Annotated in this window: 16 protein-coding genes and 1 other RNA gene; 10 read left to right on the forward strand and 7 right to left on the reverse strand. The window is 63.6% G+C overall.

Translation table 11 applies throughout. The features are described from left to right. Nucleotides 1-44 precede the first annotated feature (44 nt). The 5 genes from WHH00_RS06435 to prfB all read left to right on the forward strand — a co-directional run bounded on the left by WHH00_RS06435 (nucleotide 45) and on the right by prfB (nucleotide 2899). On the forward strand, nucleotides 45-290 hold the full coding sequence (locus tag WHH00_RS06435) for a hypothetical protein (RefSeq protein WP_231455632.1): 246 nt from the start codon (nucleotides 45-47) through the stop codon (nucleotides 288-290). A 51-nt stretch (nucleotides 291-341) separates the two neighbouring features. Then, entirely contained in the window at nucleotides 342-719 is a 378-nt protein-coding gene (locus WHH00_RS06440) for a TadE/TadG family type IV pilus assembly protein (RefSeq protein ID WP_406637463.1), read from the forward strand. 112 nt (nucleotides 720-831) lie between these two features. Beyond that, complete coding sequence (locus tag WHH00_RS06445) at nucleotides 832-1221, forward strand: hypothetical protein (protein WP_406637465.1); 390 nt, start codon at nucleotides 832-834, stop codon at nucleotides 1219-1221. Next, nucleotides 1218-1664 (forward strand): pilus assembly protein TadG-related protein, encoded by a 447-nt coding sequence (locus tag WHH00_RS06450; RefSeq protein ID WP_231455628.1) that lies wholly within the window; start codon nucleotides 1218-1220, stop codon nucleotides 1662-1664. The genes WHH00_RS06445 and WHH00_RS06450 overlap by 4 nt, the downstream gene beginning before the upstream one ends. 116 nt (nucleotides 1665-1780) lie before the next feature. Beyond that, on the forward strand, nucleotides 1781-2899 hold the full coding sequence (gene prfB, locus WHH00_RS06455; protein WP_363937853.1) for a peptide chain release factor 2: 1119 nt from the start codon (nucleotides 1781-1783) through the stop codon (nucleotides 2897-2899). 33 nt (nucleotides 2900-2932) lie between these two features. On the opposite strand, the gene WHH00_RS06460 is transcribed toward prfB, so the two are convergent. Continuing rightward, a complete protein-coding gene (locus WHH00_RS06460; RefSeq protein WP_406638517.1) occupies nucleotides 2933-4648 on the reverse strand; it encodes a S8 family serine peptidase in 1716 nt (571 codons plus the stop codon). A gap of 461 nt (nucleotides 4649-5109) precedes the next feature. On the opposite strand from WHH00_RS06460, the gene ftsE reads away from it, so the two are divergent. The 5 genes from ftsE (at nucleotide 5110) to ssrA (ending at nucleotide 9275) form a co-directional block, all read left to right on the forward strand. Continuing rightward, on the forward strand, nucleotides 5110-5889 hold the full coding sequence (gene ftsE / locus WHH00_RS06465) for a cell division ATP-binding protein FtsE (protein WP_406637467.1): 780 nt from the start codon (nucleotides 5110-5112) through the stop codon (nucleotides 5887-5889). Next, a complete protein-coding gene (gene ftsX, locus WHH00_RS06470) occupies nucleotides 5886-6800 on the forward strand; it encodes a permease-like cell division protein FtsX (protein WP_310111008.1) in 915 nt (304 codons plus the stop codon). Before ftsE ends, ftsX begins: the two co-directional genes overlap by 4 nt. Nucleotides 6801-6826: 26 nt before the next feature. Beyond that, a complete protein-coding gene (locus WHH00_RS06475) occupies nucleotides 6827-8275 on the forward strand; it encodes a peptidoglycan DD-metalloendopeptidase family protein (RefSeq protein ID WP_406637470.1) in 1449 nt (482 codons plus the stop codon). An 84-nt stretch (nucleotides 8276-8359) separates the two neighbouring features. Then, nucleotides 8360-8833 (forward strand): SsrA-binding protein SmpB, encoded by a 474-nt coding sequence (gene smpB / locus WHH00_RS06480; protein WP_050054575.1) that lies wholly within the window; start codon nucleotides 8360-8362, stop codon nucleotides 8831-8833. 73 nt (nucleotides 8834-8906) lie between these two features. Further along, nucleotides 8907-9275: a transfer-messenger RNA gene (gene ssrA, locus WHH00_RS06485) on the forward strand. 402 nt (nucleotides 9276-9677) lie between these two features. Here ssrA and WHH00_RS06490 read toward each other — a convergent pair. The 6 genes from WHH00_RS06490 to WHH00_RS06515 all read right to left on the reverse strand — a co-directional run bounded on the left by WHH00_RS06490 (nucleotide 9678) and on the right by WHH00_RS06515 (nucleotide 12703). Continuing rightward, nucleotides 9678-9812: a hypothetical protein gene (locus WHH00_RS06490; RefSeq protein ID WP_281359112.1), complete on the reverse strand. Its 135-nt coding sequence runs from the start codon at nucleotides 9810-9812 to the stop codon at nucleotides 9678-9680. Between the two features lie 92 nt (nucleotides 9813-9904). Beyond that, the gene (locus WHH00_RS06495; RefSeq protein ID WP_406637473.1) at nucleotides 9905-10273 is read right to left on the reverse strand and encodes a hypothetical protein; all 369 of its coding nucleotides are present in this window, start codon (nucleotides 10271-10273) and stop codon (nucleotides 9905-9907) included. A 58-nt stretch (nucleotides 10274-10331) separates the two neighbouring features. Continuing rightward, the gene (locus WHH00_RS06500) at nucleotides 10332-10745 is read right to left on the reverse strand and encodes a fluoride efflux transporter FluC (RefSeq protein WP_406637474.1); all 414 of its coding nucleotides are present in this window, start codon (nucleotides 10743-10745) and stop codon (nucleotides 10332-10334) included. Beyond that, a complete protein-coding gene (locus WHH00_RS06505) occupies nucleotides 10742-11170 on the reverse strand; it encodes a CrcB family protein (RefSeq protein ID WP_231455089.1) in 429 nt (142 codons plus the stop codon). Before WHH00_RS06505 ends, WHH00_RS06500 begins: the two co-directional genes overlap by 4 nt. Next, nucleotides 11167-11895 (reverse strand): metal-dependent transcriptional regulator, encoded by a 729-nt coding sequence (locus tag WHH00_RS06510; RefSeq protein ID WP_406637476.1) that lies wholly within the window; start codon nucleotides 11893-11895, stop codon nucleotides 11167-11169. The genes WHH00_RS06505 and WHH00_RS06510 overlap by 4 nt, the downstream gene beginning before the upstream one ends. A gap of 49 nt (nucleotides 11896-11944) precedes the next feature. Further along, nucleotides 11945-12703, reverse strand: coding sequence for a class I SAM-dependent methyltransferase (locus tag WHH00_RS06515; protein ID WP_406637478.1), 759 nt, complete (start codon nucleotides 12701-12703; stop codon nucleotides 11945-11947). Nucleotides 12704-12707 lie beyond the last annotated feature (4 nt).

Here is a 12707-nt window from a genome sequence, read left to right on the forward strand (position 1 = left end):
GGAATGCAATTGATCGAAGAACCGAACCAGGAATAGGACGGGAAATGAAAATGATGGGAACTCGCTGGGCATCCCTGCTCCTTGTTGTGAACACCGCCCTGGGCACTGCCCTTTGCGCGGGAGTCCGTCGCGGTGGGAACCACAATGACAACCACAATGAAAGGGGAGATGTGCCTGGATGGGTCATGATCACCCTGATGTCGGCTGTGCTGGTGGCGGCGCTGCTGGCGCTTGCCGGACCGGCGCTGGAGTCGATGTTCAACCAGGCGATGGATACGGTCGGAAGCTAGCCCGTGTCGAGGTCCTCCCGCCCGCCAAGCCAGGCCTGCAGGGTTCGCGGCTTGCCCGCGGCGCGGGAGCAGGGTTCGGCGGTGGTGGATTTTGTCCTGGTGGGTGGACTCCTCACGATGTTCTTCCTGGCCATCATCCAGCTGACCTTGATCCTGCACGTCCGCAACACGTTGATCGATGCTGCGGCCTCCGGCGCCAGGTACGGCACCCTCGCGGACAGGGGACCAGCCGACGCCGAAGAGCGGACACGCAGCCTGATCGGCTCAGCGCTGAATGCCGGATTTGCCGAACAGGTGAGCACCAGCGAAGTGACCGTTCAAGGCCTCCGAACCCTGGAAGTGACAGTGCGGGCGCCGATGCCGGTCATCGGGCTTATCGGTCCCCGGGACATGCTGGAGGTGAAAGGCCATGCAGCCGTGCAGCCGTAGGCTCTGTGCGCTGTTCCTGAAACGCAGGCTGGTCCAAGCACTGTGCCTGAGGCCGCAATCAGCAGGCAATGGCCAGAAAGGCAGGGCAGAACACGAGCAGGGGAGTGCCGTTGTGGAGTTCACTTTTCTTGCCCTCCTGCTTATGGTCCCGCTGGTTTACTTTGTCATTACCGTGGGGCAAATCCAGGGCGGCTCTTTTGCCGTGGTGGGAGCAGCGGACCAGGCAGCCAAGGTCTACGTCGCCCAGCCTGACCAACCGACGGCCCAGGCTGCCGCCGAACAAGCGGTGTCTATCGCCCTTGCCGACTTCGGCCACCAGCCGGACAAGGCAAGCATCTCAACGACGTGCGACCCCGCAGACTGCCAAGCTCCAGGCTCAGCGGTGACCATCACGGTGAGCCTGTCGGTGCCCCTGCCGTTTGCGCCCTTCAACAGTGACTTCCGGTTGGCCGCAAGCGAGGTTGAGGCCTCCGCAACACAATTGGTGGGCAGATTCCGATGACCGCCAGGACCAACCATGAAGACGGCCAGATGATGGTCATGATCCTCGGCTACGTGACCTTGGCTCTGCTGGTCGCCACTGTGGTAATCGGCATTTCCTCCGTGTACCTGGAACACAAGCGGCTGCTTTCGCTCGCTGACGGCGCCTCCCTGGCGGCAGCGGACAGCTACACCCTGGGCGACGTGGACGCGCAAGGGGGGAGTCCTTCTGCAACACTGAACCCGGCACGGGTCAGGAACGTCGCGGCGGACTTCGTCTCAAGGAGCCCTGCTGCCCAGCGATTCAGCGGACTCGCCGTCGCCGGGGCAACGGGCAGCCCCGATGGTTCCACCGCCGTCGTGGTGCTGACAGCCGCTGTCCACCCTCCGGTGGTTAACTTCCTGGTGCCGGACGGCATAAGGATCGAAGCGACGTCAACGGCACGCTCACGGCTGACGCGCTGACCGATCCCCGGCGGGGCCACATGGCCGGTACCGGCTGGCCTCTTGCCCAAGCCCCGGAAGGCAGCAAAACCAGTCCATGCCGCAGGCTTTGCCGGATAGCGTAGGCTTAAACAACCATGGCCAATATTGATTTTTCCGCTGAAATCCGCGCCCTTCGCGCCACCTACGACTCCATTGAGCGGGTCTCTGATGTCGACGCGCTTAAGGAAGACATAGCCGAATTGAGCGAGCGGGCAGGCGAGCCGGACCTGTGGGACGACCCCTCGGCAGCGCAAAAAATCACGTCAAAGCTCTCGCACAAGCAGTCCGAACTCGAGCGCCTTAATAAGCTCGCCTCACGGATCGACGACCTCGAAGTCCTGGTGGAGCTGGGACAGGACGAGGACGACGCCGATTCGATGGGCGAGGCGGCCGCAGAGCTCGAGTCCATCAAGAAGGCCCTGAAGGAACTCGAAGTGGTCACCCTGCTCTCCGGTGAGTATGACGAGCGGGAAGCCGTCGTCTCCATCCGTGCAGGGGCCGGTGGCGTGGACGCCGCGGACTTCGCCGAGATGCTGATGCGCATGTACCTCCGCTGGGCGGAGCGCCACGGCTACCCCACAACAGTCATGGATACCTCGTACGCCGAAGAAGCCGGCTTGAAGTCCGCAACTTTCGAGGTGAAGGCGCCATACGCGTTCGGAACGCTCAGCGTCGAGGCGGGCACCCACCGGCTCGTCAGGATCAGCCCCTTCGACAACCAAGGTAGGCGACAGACGTCCTTTGCCGCCGTGGAGGTCATCCCGCTTATCGAGCAGACAGACTCCATCGAAATTCCGGACAACGAGATCCGGGTCGATGTCTTCCGCTCATCGGGGCCCGGCGGGCAGTCGGTCAACACCACCGACTCCGCCGTCCGCCTCACCCACATTCCCACCGGCACAGTGGTCTCCATGCAGAACGAAAAATCGCAGCTGCAGAACCGCGCCGCTGCCATGCGGGTGCTGCAGTCCAGGCTCCTGCTACTCAAGAAGGAGCAGGAGGACGCCGAGAAGAAGGCACTGGCCGGCGATGTCAAGGCCTCCTGGGGGGACCAGATGCGGTCTTACGTCCTCAACCCCTACCAGATGGTGAAGGACCTTCGGACCGAGCACGAAGTAGGCAACACCTCCGCCGTGTTCGACGGCGAAATTGACGACTTCATCGACGCCGGCATCCGCTGGCGCACGGATAACCGCAACGCCGCCAAGTCCTAGGTTGCTCCGACCGGTGGCTGATCGCCGGTCGGGCTAGGGGCTGGAGGTAGTGGCTGAAAGCCGGTACATGAAGGCGGCCATGGCCTCGCGGGACACGGCGAGGGTTGGACGGTAGGTCTTTGTGCCGTCGGCTTCGGTCCAGCCGTTGCTGATCCCGTTACCGGCGAGCCAGGTTATCTCTTTGTAGAACCCGTGATTGGTGGATATGTCGGTGAAGGGGGAAGTTGCCGGTGGAACGTACGCGGGACTTCCTGCAAGCCGGTACATGAAGGCGGCCATGGCCTCGCGGGACACGGCGAGGGTTGGACGGTAGGTCTTTGTGCCGTCGGCTTCGGTCCAGCCGTTGCTGATCCCGTTACCGGCGAGCCAGGTTATCTCTTTGTAGAACACGTGATCGGTGGATACGTCGGTGAAGGGGGAAGTTGCCGGTGGAACGTACGCGGGACTTCCTGCAAGCCGGTACATGAAGGCGGCCATGGCCTCGCGGGACACGGCGAGGGTTGGACGGTAGGTCTTTGTGCCGTCGGCTTCGGTCCAGCCGTTGCTGATCCCGTTACCGGCGAGCCAGGTTATCTCTTTGTAGAACACGTGATCGGTAGATACGTCGGTGAAGGGGGACGCTGTAACCGGCGTCGAGGTCTTGGCCGGCCGAATATGCAGCAGTCGGTTTGGCGTGTTAGCCCCGGACCTGGCAATGACCCCTGTCACAGCGGCAGAGACAATTGTCTCGGCTACTTGGGCAGGCGTCAGGAAGGGGTCCTGGGTCAGCAGGAGCACCGCGGCCCCAGCTACGTGGGGTGCCGCCATTGAGGTTCCGCTCGCCGACGCGGTCGCGGTTGTCGACGTGTGCCAAGCGGAACTGATTCCGACGCCCGGGGCGTACAAGTCCACGCAGCTTCCGAAGTTCGAGAAGGAAGCCTGCCGGTCAGACGAATCGCTGGCCGCGACACTGAGGGCAGCGGGAAGCCGCGCAGGAGAACTGTTGCAGGCATCTATGGCGGAGTTTCCGGCAGCCACCACGGCGGCGACGCCGTCGTTAATGACATTTTGGACAGCGACGTCGAGCATTTTGCTGGTCGGCCCGCCCAGGCTGAGGTTGACTACGGCAGGGCTTCCTTCACGGTGGTCGGCGGCAACCCAGTCGAGACCGGCTATCACATCTGAGTAGTATCCCGAACCGCTGCAGTCCAATACCCGGACCGGGACGAGCATCGCAGACTTGGCCACCCCGTGGACTTGCCCGCCGACGGTTGCAGCGACATGCGTGCCATGACCGTTGCAGTCGGTCGTTCCACGTCCGTCATTCAGTGCAGTCCAGCCGGAAGTCACGCGCCCGCCGAAATCGGAGTGGGATGCGAGGATCCCCGTGTCCAGAACGTAGGCCCTGACACCCGATTGGCCGGAGGGGAATGTATAGGAGCCGGACAAGGGAAGGTTTTGCTGGTCCAACCTGTCCAATCCCCATGGAGCTGGTTGCTGGGTTTCGGAAATGCTCACCCGTGCATCGATCTCCACGGCAGCAACCCTTTCTGAGCGGGCCAATGCCTCCGCTTGCCGCACCGTCGCCTTGATTGCTGCACCGCGTAGCGCTGTCCCAAACTTGCGGCTGACACCGATTCCCTGGGACTGCAGTGCGAGCACTTCCCGCGGGACATCCACACCCGGTGCGAACTCAACCAGGTAGCGCCCGGGTTCGTTCGCCGCCATAGGGCGTGCAGTCGCTTGCGCCATTTCCCCAGCCACCGCCATTGGAGCTGAGATGAGAATGACGACTGAGATCAGGAGGACGACAAGGGCGCCGCGCCCAGGGGAAGCGAAAGGCATGTTTGATTCCTCATAGAACTTGGCGGGTGCTGAAAATGCATTCGCGCCTTCGAATCTGAGCTTATGGGGCGTCCAGTGTCCTCCAGACGAACCTCAGGTGATCCTGTGGGGAATTTGTGGAACCTTCGCAAAACCGAGCGGTCTTTAGGCGGCGTTTCCGCTCACGGAGCCACAGGGCGGCCATTTGCGGGCAGCACCGTAGGTGAGGCACAGCGGCGCCGCTCCAGCAGATCCGGCGACACGCCTCCTGAAAGCCGTGTGAAACGCGGGAACTCCTGCGTATAGTCAAGGGGCCGGGGCCCTACTTCCCCCACACGAAACCCGCGCACCGGCTGCAGAACTGGGCTGCATCAGAATCAGCCATGCCCTGCAGGGTACTTAGGGCCATGATCCGATTCGAAAATGTCACCAAGGTCTACGACCAGAAAGCCCGGCCCGCGCTGGACGCTGTCAACCTTGAGATTGACCGCGGCGAATTCGCCTTCCTGGTCGGTGCATCCGGCTCCGGCAAATCCACCTTCCTCCGGCTCGTCCTCAAGGAGGACCGGGCAACGTCCGGTGCCGTCTACGTCGCCGGCCAGAATGTCGCCAAGATCTCCAGCTGGCGCGTGCCGAGGCTCCGCCGGGGAATCGGAGTCGTCTTCCAGGATTTCCGGCTCCTGCCCCAGAAGAACGTCTTCGCAAACGTCGCCTTCGCCATGCAGGTCATCGGCAAAAGCCGCAGCGTCATCCGCGACACCGTCCCCGAGGTCCTTAAGACCGTCGGCCTTGAAGGCAAAGAACACCGCATGCCGCACGAGCTCTCCGGCGGTGAGCAGCAGCGCGTGGCCATCGCCCGCGCCGTCGTCAACCGTCCCGGCATCCTGCTCGCCGACGAGCCCACGGGAAACCTTGACCCCACCACCTCAATGGGCATCATGGGCGTCCTGGACAAGATCAACCAAAACGGGACCACCGTGGTCATGGCAACGCACGACGACGACATCGTCAACGAAATGCGCAAACGCGTGGTTGAACTCAAGAACGGCGTCGTGATCCGTGACGAGGCAAAGGCGCTTTACACCTCGATGATTCCGGTAGTAGGGCAGTCGCGCAGGCTCAAGGATGCCAGCGGGCGGGAGACCCCCGAATCAGGCCTTCCCGGCGAAAGAGAGGCGAAACGATGAGGCTTGCGTTCATCCTCGGTGAGATCGGAAGCGGACTCCGACGCAACGTGTCCATGGTGGTGTCGGTCATCCTGGTCACCTTCGTCTCGCTCACCTTCGTGGGCGCGGCGGGCATGCTGCAGATGCAGATCAACCAGATGAAGGGCTACTGGTACGACAAAGTCCAGGTGGCCATCTTCCTGTGCAGTGAGGGCTCGACGGCGGCAGGTTGCGCCAGCGGACCGGTCACCGCCGAACAGCAGGCCAGCCTCAACGCACTGCTGGAATCGCCCGCCGTGTCGCAATATGTCAACGACTTCCAGTTCGAGTCCAAGGAGGAGGCCTACAACCACTTCAAGGACCAGTTCTCCAACTCGCCCATCGTGGACTCGGTAACCCCGGACCAGCTGCCGGCTTCCTTCCGGATCAACATGAAGGATCCCGAAAAGTACCAGATCATCAGCGAGACCTTTTCCTCCCAGCCCGGAGTTGAAACGGTCATCGACCAGCGCCAGCTGCTTGAGCGCCTGTTCTCGGTGATGAACGGCGCCTCCCTGGTGGCAGTCAGCATCGCCGGGGTCATGATCGTCTGCGCAATCCTGCTGATCGCCACCACCATTAGGCTCTCGGCGTTCAGCCGCCGCCGCGAAACGGGGATCATGCGGCTGGTGGGCGCATCCAAGACGGTGATCCAGCTGCCGTTTATCCTCGAGGGGGTCATTGCCGCGGTGATCGGCGCCGCCCTGGCGTCCGCAACGCTTTGGGCCGTGGCGCACTTCTTCCTCGGCGAATTCATGTCCCAGCAGTACCCGGACACTGCCTTCATATCCTCCGGCCAGACGCTGATCCTGGTTCCCGCGCTGCTAATCCTTGGTGCATCCTTGGCTGGAATTTCGTCTCTCTTGACCTTACGCAGATACCTTCGCGTCTAGGTATGCAAACCAAACAAGGAATGCCCATGAATGCACCGGACAAAAACGCTTCCCCCTCCCGGCGAAACGGCGCGCGCAGTGCAGCGCCCCGCACCAGCCTCCTGAGTGGTGTGCTGGCCGTCGTCCTCGCCGCAGGCCTGGCATCCTCCACGCCGGCGGCCTTCGCTGACGAGCTTGAAGACCGGCAGAAAGCCCTCGAAGCTGAGGCTTCGCGGGTCCAGCAGTCTCTGGAATTCGTCGATTCGCGCATCGCCAAGGCAGCCGGCGACCTCGTGATCTACCAAGGCCAACTTCCCGGTGCGCAGCAAGCGCTCCTTGAGGCGCAGGGCCGTGTAGCCGGTGCCGTCAAGGAAGTCGAGGCGCTCTCTGCGCGCGTTGACATGGCCCAGCAGAACAAGGCCAAAATCACGCAGCAGCTCGAATCGGACAAGCAGAAGATTGCCGACACCAAGAAGCTGATCGGCCAGATTGCTACGCAGGCCTACAAGTCCGGCGGCGTGCCGTCCAACCTGTCCCTCTTCTTCGGGTCCAACAACGGCGGCAGCCTGACCGAAACCATGGACCTGGCGGATCAGGCCATGCGGAGCCAGAACGCTGCCATGGACAAACTGTCCCAGCAGAGTGCCACCAACGTGAACTCTGAAGCGCGCCTCCAAGCCGTCGAGGCCGAGATCAAGGACCTCAAAGCCAAGGCTGATGCAGCCCTGGAGCGTGAGAAAGCAGCGCGCGACGAAGCGGCCGCGAAGAAGGAACAGGTCGATAAACTCATCGCTGACACCACCCGCCTGGACGCGGAGCTGCAGGCTGCCAAGCCGGGTATCCAGTCGCAGCTGGCCGGCGTCCAGGCCAGCCAGAATGCGGTGGCGGCCGAGATTGAGGAGCGTGACCGCAGGCTGCGGGAAGCCTGGGAAGCAGAGCAGCGCAGGAAGGCTGAAGCAGCCGCCGCTGCGGCTGCGGCTGCTGCTGCAGCAGAAGCCGCTGCGCGAAACCAGCCGCCGCCTCCCGCCCCGCCGGCGCAGTCATTCATGCCGCCGGTAGGTTCGCCGTCGGCCTTCGGCCTCCGGCATCCCTTTGACGGCAGCGTTCCCATTACGTCCGGTTTCGGGTGGCGGGCCACCCCGCCGGGAACCATCGACTTCTACGGCCAGGGCGGGTACATGCACACCGGGCTGGACTTTGGCGCGGCCTGCGGCACACCCGTCTACGCGGCAGCAGCAGGGGAGGTCTTCAGCTCCGGCTGGAACTCCGGTGACGGTGGCGGCTGGCGCGTGAAAATCTCCCACGGCCTCATCGAAGGCAACACCCTGAACACCATCTACTACCACAACGCCAGCATCGTGGTCTCCAACGGCCAGCGGGTCTCGCAGGGACAACTGATTGCCTACTCCGGCAACACGGGCAACTCCACAGGCTGCCACGCCCACTTCGAAACCTGGCTGAACGGCAGCCCGGTGGACCCGATGAGGCTGCTGTAGCACCTTCTTTGACCTGCCGTACACTGGTATGACTCCGCGCCGGCTGGCCCGGAGGACAACCGATTTATAAGGAGGAGCTTTCCCTTGCCTAAAGAAAGTGGCCGTAAAGTGGTGGCCACCAACCGAAAGGCCCGGCACGATTACCACGTGCTGGATACCTACGAGGCTGGAATCGCGCTCATGGGCACGGAAGTGAAATCCCTGCGTGAGGGCCATGCCTCCATGGTGGACGGCTTCTGCACCTTCTACAATGACGAGCTGTGGATGGAGGCCATCCACATCCCTGAGTACAACCAGGGAAGCTGGACCAACCACGCGGCCCGCCGGCGCCGCAAGCTCCTGCTGCACCGTGAGGAACTCATCAAGATCTCCCACAAGGTGCGCGAATCGGGCTACACCATCGTCCCGCTGCAGCTCTACTTCGTGGACGGCCGTGCGAAGGTGGAAATCGGCGTGGCCCGCGGCAAGCGCGAGTACGACAAACGCCAGACCCTGCGCGAGCAGCAGGACAACCGCGAAGCGCAGCGCGAGATGCGGGAGCGCAACCGGCGCCGCTAGGAATGTTTTTCTGCGCAGGTGCGTTATGATTAATAGTCCGGTGGGCCAGCCTGCCGGTTTGATAAAAAAATATGGGGATGATCGGTTTCGACGATGTTAGTCGCGACAGGTGAAGCGGGCCGAGGATGCAGAATTATCTCGTAAACGCTGTCTGCAAACCAATAAGTGCCGAATCTAAGCGCACTGACTTCGCTCTTGCTGCCTAAGCAGTAAGACAGTCCGTCAGCCCGAGGTTGCTATCGCCCCGGATCCTGGCGTCATTTAGATAGCCACTGCTGTCCACCTCCGTCATCGGGGTGAACGGGACTTTTAGATGACTGGGCCCGGATCAGCCAGCTGTTTGCAGCATGGCTGGGGCCGAGAAAATCCGACGCAAACTGCGCCCGGAGAAGCCCTGACAACACGACATCGGACGGGGGTTCAATTCCCCCCATCTCCACATTTGCAAAACGCCGCGAGGCGCAACGAAAGACCCGGACACTTGGGTCCGGGTCTTTCGTTGCTTAACTGGGGGCGTAATGCCCGGCCGCGCGGCCACCGCGCAGGTGGGCCCAACCCCGGGAACACAAAGATCTGTTTACCGACGGAGTGGCGGCTCCGGATCACGGGCCGCTGTTCTTGGCTCGTTTCCCTATATCCAGGCGCCCCAGCCGCGGCGACCGGAACAGCCATGAGGTAGGCCAGGGCGGCAGCACGGATCCACTCCGGAAAAGTTCGACGACGGCCCGCTGGACTCATATGCGGAGACGCGGTTATGCGCGCGGCTGGGTTGGTTTCACCGCACCGGGCACCGTCGTCACCTTCAGCGGCCGCCGGAATGGAACGCAAGCCGACGGCGGGGGGATTACCGGCGCTTCTTCAAGTGAGCTACCGGGTCCTGGGCGGCTTCAGGGTGTTTCGCCTTCTTTTCGGCGCGTTTTTCCTTGATGGTCTTGACCGGCTTCTTTGCCAGGTTTTGGTGGGGTGTCTTGTCCGGCATGGCGTGCTCCTTACAGCAGGGGACGGGCTGCGTCCCTCCTCGTAAACTACGCCTTTTCAGCCCCGAATGTAATGGCCTGGAGCAGCAGGAAGTCAGTCCGGGACAGGCACATCCGCGATGCCCACGAAACGCGTGCCCACGCCGTCGAACTCGCTCCGGACCAAGCCCGGACGGGCAGCGGGCACCTCGTCCGGACGGTGGTGGCCGCAGATCACGTAGGTAAAGTCGGGCCACCACTTCTTGGGCCGGGCAGCTTCCTCGTAACCGCACACGGCGCATTCGAGGTGGACCCAGACCGGCCGCTTACCCGTCCGGTTCGCACGGGACTGAACCAGCCAGGGCGGAGGGTTATCCAGGATCTCACCCAGCTCCGCCTCAGTCAGCCATTTCGGAAGGCCGTGGCGCTGTGCCATCTCCATCGGTACGTCAAGGGCAATGGCCGCGTCGCGTCTGCTAATCATCACTATCCACGATACGGGAGCCCGCCAAATCAGTGCTTTCCGGCCCGGGCCGCGCTTCCTATCCCCAGGACACCAGGGCGATCCCTGCAGCGGCCGCAGCGAGGCCCAGGACCAGGTTGGCGGCAACGTTCGCCGCGGCAGATCCGAGGCGTTCTTCTGCCACCAGCCGCACCGTGGCCGTGGTCCACGAACTGAAGGTGGTAAGCCCGCCAGCCAGGCCGGTAGCCAGCCCAGCCTGCCACTCTGCCCCCAGCCCCAGGTCCGCTGTAAGGCCGTGGGCGGCCCCGATGATGAAGCATCCTGCCACGTTCACCAGCAGCGTTGCCCAAGGCCAGTGCAGCCGCGCGGGGCCGTTCTGGCCGCCGGCACGGACAGTCCGCCTGGAGCTGTGGTGGGCAAACCAGCTGTCAATGCCGAAGCGGAGGAGGGCACCGGTTACCCCAAGAACTCCCACCAGGACCGCGGTAATCACTGACGGCTCCGGGACGGGCGGCCAATAATCTTTCCTGTCCGCCACCCAAGGCCAGCCGCCGCCAGCCCCAGCACCAGCGACACCGCGAGATACGCAGTCCACACTCCGTGCTGCCCCGCCCTCACCAGCTGGTCCAATGAAAAGACCACAGCGGAGAACGTGGTGAACGACCCCAGCAGACCCGGCCCCAGCCCTGCCCGCAACCAGAAGGGGGTGTGCGGGCGGGCCATCCACGCGGTGGTCAGGGCGGCCAGGATAAAGCTGCCGGCCACATTGATGCACAGGGTGGTCCAGGGAAACGATCCGGGAAACTCAGGGAAGGCCAGCCCCAGGCCATAGCGAAGTTCCGTCCCCACCAGGCCGCCGGCAGCAACGGCCAGCCAGGCTCCAGCCCTGGGTGCCCATGAAGTCTTCAGCCCGCTCATGCCTTGGGCAAACCGGCATCCCCGAGGAGGCAGCCTGGATGGGGCCGGTCGCTGTGTACCCACAGCGCCGACGTGATTTCATCAGCCAGGTCGTAGTCGCGCGTACGCCCTGAATCCCGGACGCGCACCATCAGGGCGCCTCCGAACGGCCTGCGGCCCATCACCTCCACCTCGGCATCGAGGTCTATTTCCTCGGCCGCAAGGTAGCGCAGCAGGTCCGGGTTGTCGTCGCTGATCCGGGTGATCCGGCCCGTGTGGCCCTGGTCCAGCTCGCCCATGAGGTGCGCGCGGGGCATAAAGACCGTGCCGTCCGCCGTCGGAATCGGATCACCGTGCGGATCCCGCTGGGGGTTGCCCAGCTTCGCCGCTACGCGTTCTATGAAGGTGTCCGACACGGCGTGCTCGAGCAACTCGGCCTCATCGTGGACCTCGTCCCAGCTGTACCCCAGCTGCTGGACGAGGTAGGTCTCGATCAGGCGGTGCCGGCGCACCATGGAAAGGGCGAGCTGCAGGCCGGCGTCCGTGAGCCTGATGGCACTGTACGGCTTGTGGTCCACCAGGCCCTGGTCCTTCAGCTTCCGGACCATCTCTGAGACGGATGAGTTCGCCACCCCCAGGCGCTGGGCCAGCTGGGAGGACGTGATGGGTTTGTCCTGCCATTCAGTGAAGGAATAGATGACCTTGACGTAGTCCTCAATGGAGGAGGAGGGCGCGCTGGTCTTCACAGGATCCAGCCTACCGGCTGCCCCTGCCCACGCGCGGGCTGCCAGCCGCTCATGCCCTGACCGCCCGCCATGACAGTGTCAGGTACGGCAGCTCCAGTGCCTCGTCCGGCCCGTGGCCGAGGTGGTCATGGAGATACCAGTCAAGGTTTGCAAGCACCTTCGCCCGGGTGGCCTCACCGGCGCGCAGGTAATAGCTGCGGGATTTCGTCAGTTCCATCAGGTCCGCGGTTGTGACGGAGTCCTGCCAGTGCGTGACATGCTCCTCCAAGCCCTCAAACTCAGGTCCTATGAGCGGGCGGTGGCCGGGTTTGTAAACGTCCCCGGCATGCATGATCCTGGAAAGCCGGTGGACCCAGGGAACCGACGTGTCCAGCTGGTTCCAGACCAGTCCCAGCGTTCCGCGCTGGCGGAGGACGCGGGCAAGTTCCGTGCTCGCCCGCAACGCGTCGCACCAGTGCCAGGCCTGGGCTACGGTAACGACGTCGAAGGCCTCGTCAGGCAGGCCGGTCGCCTCCGCGGTGCCAAGGACAGCCGTGGCGGCGGGATAGTGCTCGGCCAACTGCCTGAGCATGTCCGCTGAGGGATCTACGGCCGTGACGGACAGCCCCAGGCCCAGCAGCAGTTCGGTGAATTTGCCGGTGCCGGCGCCAACGTCGAGCGCATCGCGGGCCGCGGAAGGCACCAGCCAGCGCGCTGAGTCGGCAGGGTAGCCGGGCCGCACCTGCTGGTAGTGCTTGCCGCCGTCCTGGAAACTCAGGCCGAGCTCCCGGCGCCGGCCGTGATCCAGCCGTGGGCCACCCCGTGCCACGCGC

The sequence above is a fragment of the Pseudarthrobacter quantipunctorum genome (genome assembly GCF_045291495.1).
Taxonomy (GTDB): Bacteria; Actinomycetota; Actinomycetes; order Actinomycetales; family Micrococcaceae; genus Arthrobacter; species Arthrobacter quantipunctorum.

Bases quoted from the DNA above. Each gene is read 5' to 3' on its own strand.
- WHH00_RS06450 (WP_231455628.1), top strand. From the start codon at position 1,218: ATGACCGCCAGGACCAACCATGAAGACGGCCAGATGATGGTCATGATC.
- WHH00_RS06490 (WP_281359112.1), bottom strand. From the start codon at position 9,812: ATGCCGGACAAGACACCCCACCAAAACCTGGCAAAGAAGCCGGTCAAG.
- ftsX (WP_310111008.1), top strand. From the start codon at position 5,886: ATGAGGCTTGCGTTCATCCTCGGTGAGATCGGAAGCGGACTCCGACGC.
- ftsE (WP_406637467.1), top strand. From the start codon at position 5,110: ATGATCCGATTCGAAAATGTCACCAAGGTCTACGACCAGAAAGCCCGG.
- WHH00_RS06460 (WP_406638517.1), bottom strand. From the start codon at position 4,648: ATGGCGGTGGCTGGGGAAATGGCGCAAGCGACTGCACGCCCTATGGCG.
- prfB (WP_363937853.1), top strand. From the start codon at position 1,781: ATGGCCAATATTGATTTTTCCGCTGAAATCCGCGCCCTTCGCGCCACC.
- WHH00_RS06505 (WP_231455089.1), bottom strand. From the start codon at position 11,170: ATGAGCGGGCTGAAGACTTCATGGGCACCCAGGGCTGGAGCCTGGCTG.
- WHH00_RS06495 (WP_406637473.1), bottom strand. From the start codon at position 10,273: ATGATTAGCAGACGCGACGCGGCCATTGCCCTTGACGTACCGATGGAG.
- WHH00_RS06475 (WP_406637470.1), top strand. From the start codon at position 6,827: ATGAATGCACCGGACAAAAACGCTTCCCCCTCCCGGCGAAACGGCGCG.
- WHH00_RS06435 (WP_231455632.1), top strand. From the start codon at position 45: ATGAAAATGATGGGAACTCGCTGGGCATCCCTGCTCCTTGTTGTGAAC.